The following is a 7,930-nucleotide window of genomic DNA, read 5'->3' on the forward strand; positions in this document are numbered from 1 at the left end:
CCAGTGAGAGCGTGCGGCTCCCGTAGTCGAGCGTCCAGAGTGCTTCGTGCGCGGCGCTGCTCAGGATTCGTGTGCGCGCGAGGTGTCGGTGGGTGGCGTCTGGGCCATGAGGGCGAGGGAATGCCCGTCGGGGTCGGTGAAGAACGACATCCATTCTTCGACGCCTGACTCGTGCCGATGGATCATGTGGGGTGCGCCGACGAAGACCACTCCCCGATCGGTCAGTGCATCCTGGGTCGCGTGGATGTCGCCGACACGGAAGTAGATGATGGACTCGCCCTTCTGCCCGGCACCCTCGTCGATCGCGCTGAGGAAGAGCCTCGTGCCGCCGGCATCGAAGAATGCGACGTCGCCGTAGGTGGAGAGGTGGGGGAGACCCAGCACATCTCGATACCAGGTGACGGCGGCGGCGATATCGCTCACCCGGTGAGAGACCTGTCCGATCGGCCCCAGACTCACGGATGTCATGGCGCTCCTTTCTGCGGTGTGCTGGTGGTGCAGGGCGCTGTCGAGGGGAATGCCCTCCCATGACCGCAACTGGGCTCTGTTGTCCAGGCCGAGTTTGTCGAGGATGTTACTCACGTGGAACTTGACCGCATCGACGCTGACGCCTTGCCGCAGAGCGATCACGCGGGTGGACATGCCGTGCCTCACGGCGTGAGCGATGCGCCATTCCGCAGGTGTCAGCACATCGGGATGTCGAGGACGCCCCCGACCAGGAGATCTCGCGGTCATGGTTACACAGTAGGCAGCGGGGGATCGAATTACCCTCCCCTCTCCGCTGCCAACCCCACCAGGCGCCCGTAGTGCCAGGCGGGTGTATCGCCGGGTTCTGCAGTCGCGTGCTCAATAGTCGATAATATGTCAACGATGAGTGAAGCAATATGGTCCGAGGTGGTACTATCGACCCATCACGACCGGTTCCGCCTATTTCATAGGTCCAGGGCCGGTCTTCGCTTTGCCCGGAGGTCTCGCTCATGCCTTCGGTGAAGCAGTACCGCGACTACGACGACCTGATTGCACTGTTGGTCGAGCGAGGAATGGACATCGGCGGCCGTGAAGGCGCCATCCGCGAGCTGAAACGCGTCAGCTACTACCGTCTCAGCGGCTATTGGTATCCGTTTCGAAAGCTCGAAAATGCGGCTCGGCAGGACGACTTCTATCCAGGCACGACCCTTGTGGCGGTACTGGATCTCTATCGATTCGATCAAGGTCTGCGGTCGATGACATTCGCGGCTCTCGGAAATATCGAGCTTGCCGTGCGAGCCTCACTCGGCCACGCATTAGGTGCGCTGGATGAGGGCGCCCACCTGCGGCGAGATTGCCTTGGTCCGACCGCGCAGGGTCGCGCGTATGACGATTGGGTGGCGAAGCTCGGGCGGGCCCGGGATGAATCGCGGGAAGATTTCATCGAGCATCATGCGCGATGGTACGTTGGAACCCTCCCTGTGTGGGTGGCCGTCGAGTTGCTCGATTGGGGTGGTCTCGCCAGACTCTACGGCTTCGCCACACGCGCTGTTCAAGATCGGGTGGCCGTCGAGTTCAATCTCTCAGCTCCCCAATTCGGCTCCTGGTTGAAGGCACTCAACGTCGTTCGAAATGTGTGCGCCCATCACGGCCGGCTGTTCAATCGCGTGTTTGCCATCGCGCCGAAGCTGCCGACCCCTGGCCGATTTCCGCAGCTCGACGAATGCGGACCTTTTACCAGAGCCTTCGGACACCTCTCAATGATCCAGTTCCTCCTGGCGCAAAGGGGCCTCGGCAAACTCGCTCTGCTGCCGGCCGTGTTGAAGGGCTTCCCGTCGATGCCCACAGTAAACATCACGCACCTCGGTGCGCCCAGGAACTGGGCCGAACTCGCACTGTGGAAAAGTACCTGACGCGTCGTCCCCTGCTGGCATCGGGCATTGCCCCAGCTCGGCCGAAGAGGGCACCTGCAGCCTGTTCCACGAGTACCTCAACCTCAAGACAGAACTGGAACGGACTTCGGGTCGCGGAGTTGATCTCGTCGTCGAGCGGTCGGTGAAGACCCCCTTCTTCAAGGAGTCGGCCTCCGGGAGTGCGCAGGATTCCGCCGCCCATGGACAGATAGCCGCTACCTGCCGGGAGTTGTGCACCCGGATCAGCGCGCGACGCGCCGGATCTCGTACTGCCGCTCGATGCCGGCGGTGCTCCGGCCCCACTCGCTGCCGGTGACCCGCGCCTGGTGAGTGGCGAACGCGTCGTCGCTCGCGAAACGTTCCTCCACGGTCCACACGAAGGGGTCATCCGTCGCGGCGACCTCGAACGAGAGGCAGCCGCGCTCGGCTCGGGTGAGCTCGATGTGCTCCGGCAGATGGGCGGCGACGATCGCGGCCTCTGCAGCGTTCCGGCACACGAGCTTCCCGGTGAGCCGGATCTCGACGGCAGGCACGCCAGGCTCGCCATCCGACCGCTCCCGAGCGGGTCGAGATCGCTCAGGATCGGGGAGCTGAAGCGCTTCGGTGACCAGATAGGTGACGTCGAGAGAGATCAATCGGGGGGTGGTCATTGGGCCGTATCCGGCGCCGTGCTCGGCTCGGGAGCCGGGGTGGGAGTGGGAGTAGCCATGGGAGTGGGAGTCGGCGTGGGAGCGGCCGACTCGGGCACAGCGTTCGTGGTGCGGAACGGTGGTGTCGCCGGCACCGCGTCGCGAGCATCCACTTCGCCCTGGTCGTCGATGGGCGCCTCCCTCAGCGGGTAGACGTTCCAGATGTTTCCGCGAGGGCTGCTCGCGAAGGGCACCGTCACGGTGCTGCCGTCGACGAGGTAGTCGTACTCTTCTCCGACGAGTGCCGACCCGATGGTCACCAGCGGGTCACCGTTCTGATCGAACAGCTGGATGTCGGTGACGGGGTTGCCCTCGGCGTCGTATCCGAAGATGTTCGTGACGCGCTGGCCGTCGAGCTGCAGCCCTGTCGGGTCGCCATAGACGACGGGGGAGGAGTATCCGGAGTTCGCCGTGGCTTCGTTCATCGCCCACACCGTGACGAACGGCGTGGCCACGATCGCGACCACCGACACCACCACCCGCACAACCCGCAAGAACGAGCCGGGCGCCCACCGCCCGCGCCCCCACTGCACGCTCAGCACGATCGCGGCGAACAGCATCGCCCACATGATGAGCCCCGACGGCACCACTGCGCTCCGGCCCAGCACGACGGCGGTGAGCAGCTGGTAGACGACCCACCCGCGCAGCACCCACCACACGGGCCGCACGGCGAGCGCGAAGTCGACCAGCCACGACCCGAGACGGGTCGAGTGGGTGATCCTCCGAGTCGCCGCCTCGAGCGAGTCGAGCCTCTGCTGCACCCGCCGTCGCAGCGGCAGGCTGGAACTGGCACGGGGCGGAAGGCCAGCGGATGCGCGCAGCTCTTCCGCATAGGACCCCGGGTCGTCGAGATGCAGATCGCCCTGCTCGTCGGAGGCCTGTTCGGAGAGGTCGGCCTCGAGCCCGCCGGTGAGGTCGTCGACCTCGTCCAAAGGAAGGTCGTCGAGGTGGCGCCTCACCGCGGCGGCGAATTCCGCGATCGTGGTGTCGAGGGTGGCCGTTGATTCGCTCACTTGTTCTCTCCGATCGTGCGAAGCGCGGTCTTCTTCGGTGGGGTATCGGCCAGCAGGGCGGACATCGCCCCGGCGAAGTGCGACCAGATGATGCGCTGGCGCGACAGCATGTCGCGACCCTCGCTGTTGATGGCGTAGTACTTGCGGTGCGGGCCCCCGTCGGAGGGCACCACGTAGCTCGACAGCGCGCCCGCCGTATAAAGCCGGCGCAGCGTTCCGTAGACCGACGCGTCACCGACGTCGCCCAGCCCCGCATCGCGCAGTCGCCGCACGATGTCGTACCCGTACCCATCGTCGTGCTGCACGACGGCCAGCACGGCCACGTCGAGCACACCCTTGAGCAGTTGCGTCGTATCCACTGAACCTCCACTGTGTCGAGATACAAGGTACCACGGAGTGCGTAGTAGTGCGCACTGGGGAAGTCGTGAACGGACCGCGCCTCAAAGGTGCGCTACCCGCATGCCTGCAGAGTCGGCGAAGCCCAAGTAGCATAGAGACGCGCGTTCTGACTGTTGGCTGCGCAAATCAACTGGATGATTCGTCGGAGTCCGGTCTTGGTCAGTTTTACCGAATGCGGATGCGTCTGCTTCGACAATGCCCCCGCGTTCGACTTTGACATGTCGCTTCGTCGCGAGCTACTGAGGCCGCCGAGGCTGGCGGACATTCTCAATAGCCATGGCGGATGGTACTTAGATGGCGAAGATGGGTGGGTGAACCGCGACATCCAGAGTCTGAACCTCAGAGGTGTGTCCGGACTTTACATTTTGTGGCGTCAAATGGACTATTGCGCGGTCCACGACGCAGAACACCTCACTGCGGAATACGTCGGCAAGGCAGGAAGCTCGATGCCAGCGAGGCTGCTTCGCCATCAGCGCGAAAAGGCAATCAATGAGGTGCCAACCACCGAGGTTTCGATTTGGCGCTCCTCAAACCGAATCGCGAAATACCTTGAGCAAGCTCTCCTCGATCACTTCTATTTTCCTCAGAATCGTGTGGAGAACGTCGGAACCCGAAGGCTCTGTCACCACATTCCACCGGCAGCATGGAACTGAGCGCGCACCGGCAATGTGGCTAGCTCGAATGAGGGGCGAGCAATACTTGTGCCCGCCTAGCTGATTTCAGAATGGAGCCTCGACAATGCAAGTCTTGCGAGCCACTAATGCTGAGATAAGGCCGCTCGTAGCCGCGTCGAGCTCGCGGGCATCGGAATCCACATCGATGGAAGCGCCGTTGAAGTCGCGTAAGTGATCGATAAGTTGGCGTAGCACCCTTAGTTCGTTCTCTCTTGGAAAGTGGTCGATGACGTCGTGACCGTGCCAGTCGACGAGAATCACGGAGACGGCAACAACCCCAAGCATGTACTCGGCAGAATGCAGCCCATGTGTCACAGGCGCGTTGGCGCTGAGACTCTGAGACGGAACGCCTAGGTCAACCAGTCCCGAAGTGGCGTCTACGTGGAGCGGAGACACCAATCCTTGTTCTCTCCATTCGGCTAGGATGCCCGCACCAAAATGATGAAGGACCCGCCTTGAGTCCTTGTGCCCTCCAAGGGCACGTTGCAATGTGTCGGTCGAAACGAGGGCCGGCACCGTGATGTCAAACTCATACGATGGAACCAGCGTCTCGTTGGTCAGCATCACTCGCCAAGGAAGCAGTTCTGCTGCGTCCACATCGGAGATCACGCCAAGGCTCCAGAGGCCAGCAATATCGAGCCAGGTGTTTTCATGTGTACTGAAATCCGCACAACTGCGGCGAAGCTCAGACACAAAATTTGCTGTCGAGGTTTGCTGCGCGATGGCGGTCACGAGGCAGGCTGCGGCAACCCCAATGCCTGGGGTGTCTGGGAATAAAGCCAGCAGTTCGTCCGATGTTCGGACGTTTTCGAGCATGGCAATGACAGCTTCTCGCGCGGCCGGTTCAATTTCTATGACAGACACGTCCGGCAATAGTTGATCGTCTCTGCCGTAGTCGTCGTAGTAGTCGTCGTCGTCCCATTCTTCCTCTATGTCTACATTGACCGCGTGAATTGATCGCGTTCTCTCGTTGAGCGAATCGAGGTCGCGTTCGCCTCGCGGCTCCAGGACATTTGCCTGGTAAAGGCGGAGTAGGGCTGCGGTGAGAGCACTAAGAAGCGTCTCTTGGAACGATACGAGATTGCGAAGGCTAAGCGCGAAGCTCAGCAACTGCAAATATTCGCTATCCGAATTGTGATCTCGAGCGTTGATCAGCGCACGGATGAAGCGCCCTCCCCCTTTGCTCTTCCATCGGTCGAAGATCGAAACGGCCATCTGCGCGACGACCCAGCCATTCTGGCGCACGAGCCGTGAATGTAGTGCTTTGAGGAGGTCCTCAGGGGTGTCGCTTGCTCTAACGACGTACGTTGCGGCGAAAAACTCCAGAAACGATTGGTGCACGAATCCAAACTGTGGTCGGTTGTATTCGTCGGATGAGACTGCTGTCATCATCCAAGCGCGTCCAGACCACACCTCAACTGTCTTGCGCGCTTGGCCATACGCGGTCTCTGGCGCCATCGCCATCTCCTGGATCCAATGAGTGGCAAGCTTCTGTTCCAACTGAGCCTGAGATATTCCATCGCTCATGAGCTCGTAGCTCTCCAAGATGGTCCAGGCGACAAAGTAGAGCGCGCTTCTGAGGTCGGCGGCGAAAGCACCGGTGTCATCGATACCTCTCATCGTGTTCCACTCTTGAAACATCAGCGTTGCGCAACGTTCGTATAGTTCGCTCAGCGAGTGCGGAATCTCCCCTCGCGAATAATAAAGACCACAGAGCAGGCTCAGCATTAGAGGATTTACCCGGATGGAGGCGGCATACCTCTCAGAGTCGCCAAGAAATGATTCGACGAATTGCTCTACTGTTCCACCGACAAGCAGCGATCTCGTACCAAACCACTTCTCCGCATAGACAGCAATGCGGGGATCATCAAAGTCTCTAACTCGAAGGTGCTGGAACTCGGCGAATGAGAACGGCGCGACGCCGTATCCCGTCAATCTTGAGGTGACGACGACAGATGCCGATGGGTACAGCTGAGCGAAGGCTCTAATGGAATCGCGGATTCCCGCTCGAGCGCCCACATCCAGAACCTCGTCATAGCCGTCGAAGAACACGGCAGCCCTGCCGGTGAGTAGGAGATACTGTAGCCACCCGTCCGGCGCATCGGTCTGGACGATTCGTCGGGCCTCTGACTCGATGTAGTCCGCGAAGAGCCCGCTCCCGAGTGAGTCCGCGGTGAACTTTCGCAACTCAACGATGATGGGCACGACATCGGGTCCCTCGGCCCCTATTCGTGCTGTCGCCGCGAACCGCACAAGCGTCGACTTTCCGATTCCTGCTGGGCCTAGAAAAACGGAGCGGGGTGCGCGTTCTAGTGCATCAGAAACGGTTAACGTACGGGCTTCGCGTCTAGTAGTTGTGATGGGATCGATGTCATCGAGCAGTTCGAGTTCGGGTTCAACATAGATTTCAGAGAGAGCAACCGGCTCCTGCTTGTCGCCCAAGTGTTGCAACTGAACAGAACTCCAATTTCTCTTGGACTCCGCTTGGTATCTTTCAGTGAAAGCGCCAATAGCAGCTAGAGACGGCCGCCCGAGGGCTGCATAAAGCGATGCCCGGGTTTCATGCGAGGAAAAAAGAAAGTTGGGAGTGGGGTGTGCAGGACCACTCGCGAGTGACGCCCTACCGGTCGAGCCCACCTGATGGCGGGCGACGTCGGAAAGTAGCCCTGCGATGTGCGGACCAACTACTTCAGCTTCGTCGCGGTCGAGCCCTGCTTCGAGCTCCAGGTGCGCACGAAGCTCCGACTCGAATGCCGCTTGATACGAAACGTCCTCGATCGGATCGCCGGCTGCAGTCCCGTCCGAATTGGCGCGAACTGCATCCGCGAGGCTTAGCAGATAGGCCAGATCGGCTTCGACGAGAAGGTAGTGAGCTACGTTTTCCGCAGCCTTTTGTGAGATGTCACCCCCCACTAGTTCCGCCTGGATAGACGTATTCAGAGAGCTTGTGAGCGAAGGTGAAGCAGGCTTGGCAGACTTTGTTCTCGATCTGATGCGTCGCGCCACCCGACTAACTCCGGCTCTCGTCACATCAGCGGCAATTGCCACCGTATATTCGGCCAACATTGTTGCAAGTGTTGGATCATTGTCCATTGCCGAGCCCCCCAGCCCCCTTCGCGCGATGCGATTCTTATGATTCACAATCATGGCCGAGTGCCGGAGTCCCGCGGGGTGGTGGTCTTTCGGGCCCGCGGCGTCGTGACCGCGACGGGGTGAGCCATCGTGCGATGGTCAGTGAGAACGACCAAGAACTCACACAGAAAGACGACACCGCA

The 7,930-nt window shown here is 60.9% G+C and carries 7 protein-coding genes; 2 read left to right on the plus strand and 5 right to left on the minus strand.

The window, feature by feature from the left end:
* Window positions 1-60: 60 nt before the first annotated feature.
* On the minus strand, window positions 61-735 hold the full coding sequence (locus EPO52_RS16025) for a VOC family protein (RefSeq protein WP_290808519.1): 675 nt from the start codon (window positions 733-735) through the stop codon (window positions 61-63).
* Window positions 736-977: 242 nt separating this feature from the next.
* On the opposite strand from EPO52_RS16025, the gene EPO52_RS16030 reads away from it, so the two are divergent.
* Entirely contained in the window at window positions 978-1,880 is a 903-nt protein-coding gene (locus EPO52_RS16030) for an Abi family protein (RefSeq protein ID WP_290808522.1), read from the plus strand.
* A gap of 242 nt (window positions 1,881-2,122) precedes the next feature.
* Here the strand turns inward: EPO52_RS16030 and EPO52_RS16035 are convergent, their stop codons facing one another.
* The 3 genes from EPO52_RS16035 to EPO52_RS16045 are packed head-to-tail and all read right to left on the minus strand — an operon-like array spanning window position 2,123 to window position 3,941.
* Window positions 2,123-2,530 (minus strand): antibiotic biosynthesis monooxygenase, encoded by a 408-nt coding sequence (locus EPO52_RS16035; protein ID WP_363340656.1) that lies wholly within the window; start codon window positions 2,528-2,530, stop codon window positions 2,123-2,125.
* The gene (locus EPO52_RS16040) at window positions 2,527-3,582 is read right to left on the minus strand and encodes a hypothetical protein (RefSeq protein WP_290808525.1); all 1,056 of its coding nucleotides are present in this window, start codon (window positions 3,580-3,582) and stop codon (window positions 2,527-2,529) included. Before EPO52_RS16040 ends, EPO52_RS16035 begins: the two co-directional genes overlap by 4 nt.
* Window positions 3,579-3,941 carry a PadR family transcriptional regulator gene (locus EPO52_RS16045; protein ID WP_290808528.1) on the minus strand — a complete coding sequence of 121 codons (363 nt, stop codon included), beginning with the start codon at window positions 3,939-3,941 and terminating at the stop codon, window positions 3,579-3,581. The genes EPO52_RS16040 and EPO52_RS16045 overlap by 4 nt, the downstream gene beginning before the upstream one ends.
* A 351-nt stretch (window positions 3,942-4,292) precedes the next feature.
* On the opposite strand from EPO52_RS16045, the gene EPO52_RS16050 reads away from it, so the two are divergent.
* Window positions 4,293-4,634 carry a hypothetical protein gene (locus EPO52_RS16050; protein ID WP_290808531.1) on the plus strand — a complete coding sequence of 114 codons (342 nt, stop codon included), beginning with the start codon at window positions 4,293-4,295 and terminating at the stop codon, window positions 4,632-4,634.
* A gap of 66 nt (window positions 4,635-4,700) precedes the next feature.
* Here the strand turns inward: EPO52_RS16050 and EPO52_RS16055 are convergent, their stop codons facing one another.
* Window positions 4,701-7,568 carry an NACHT domain-containing protein gene (locus EPO52_RS16055; protein ID WP_290808534.1) on the minus strand — a complete coding sequence of 956 codons (2,868 nt, stop codon included), beginning with the start codon at window positions 7,566-7,568 and terminating at the stop codon, window positions 4,701-4,703.
* Window positions 7,569-7,930 lie beyond the last annotated feature (362 nt).

Source organism: Herbiconiux sp., assembly GCF_004297105.1.
In the GTDB taxonomy this organism is placed as follows: Bacteria; Actinomycetota; Actinomycetes; order Actinomycetales; family Microbacteriaceae; genus Herbiconiux.

Bases quoted from the DNA above. Each gene is read 5' to 3' on its own strand.
- EPO52_RS16035 (WP_363340656.1), bottom strand. From the start codon at position 2,530: ATGACCACCCCCCGATTGATCTCTCTCGACGTCACCTATCTGGTCACC.
- EPO52_RS16030 (WP_290808522.1), top strand. From the start codon at position 978: ATGCCTTCGGTGAAGCAGTACCGCGACTACGACGACCTGATTGCACTG.
- EPO52_RS16025 (WP_290808519.1), bottom strand. From the start codon at position 735: ATGACCGCGAGATCTCCTGGTCGGGGGCGTCCTCGACATCCCGATGTG.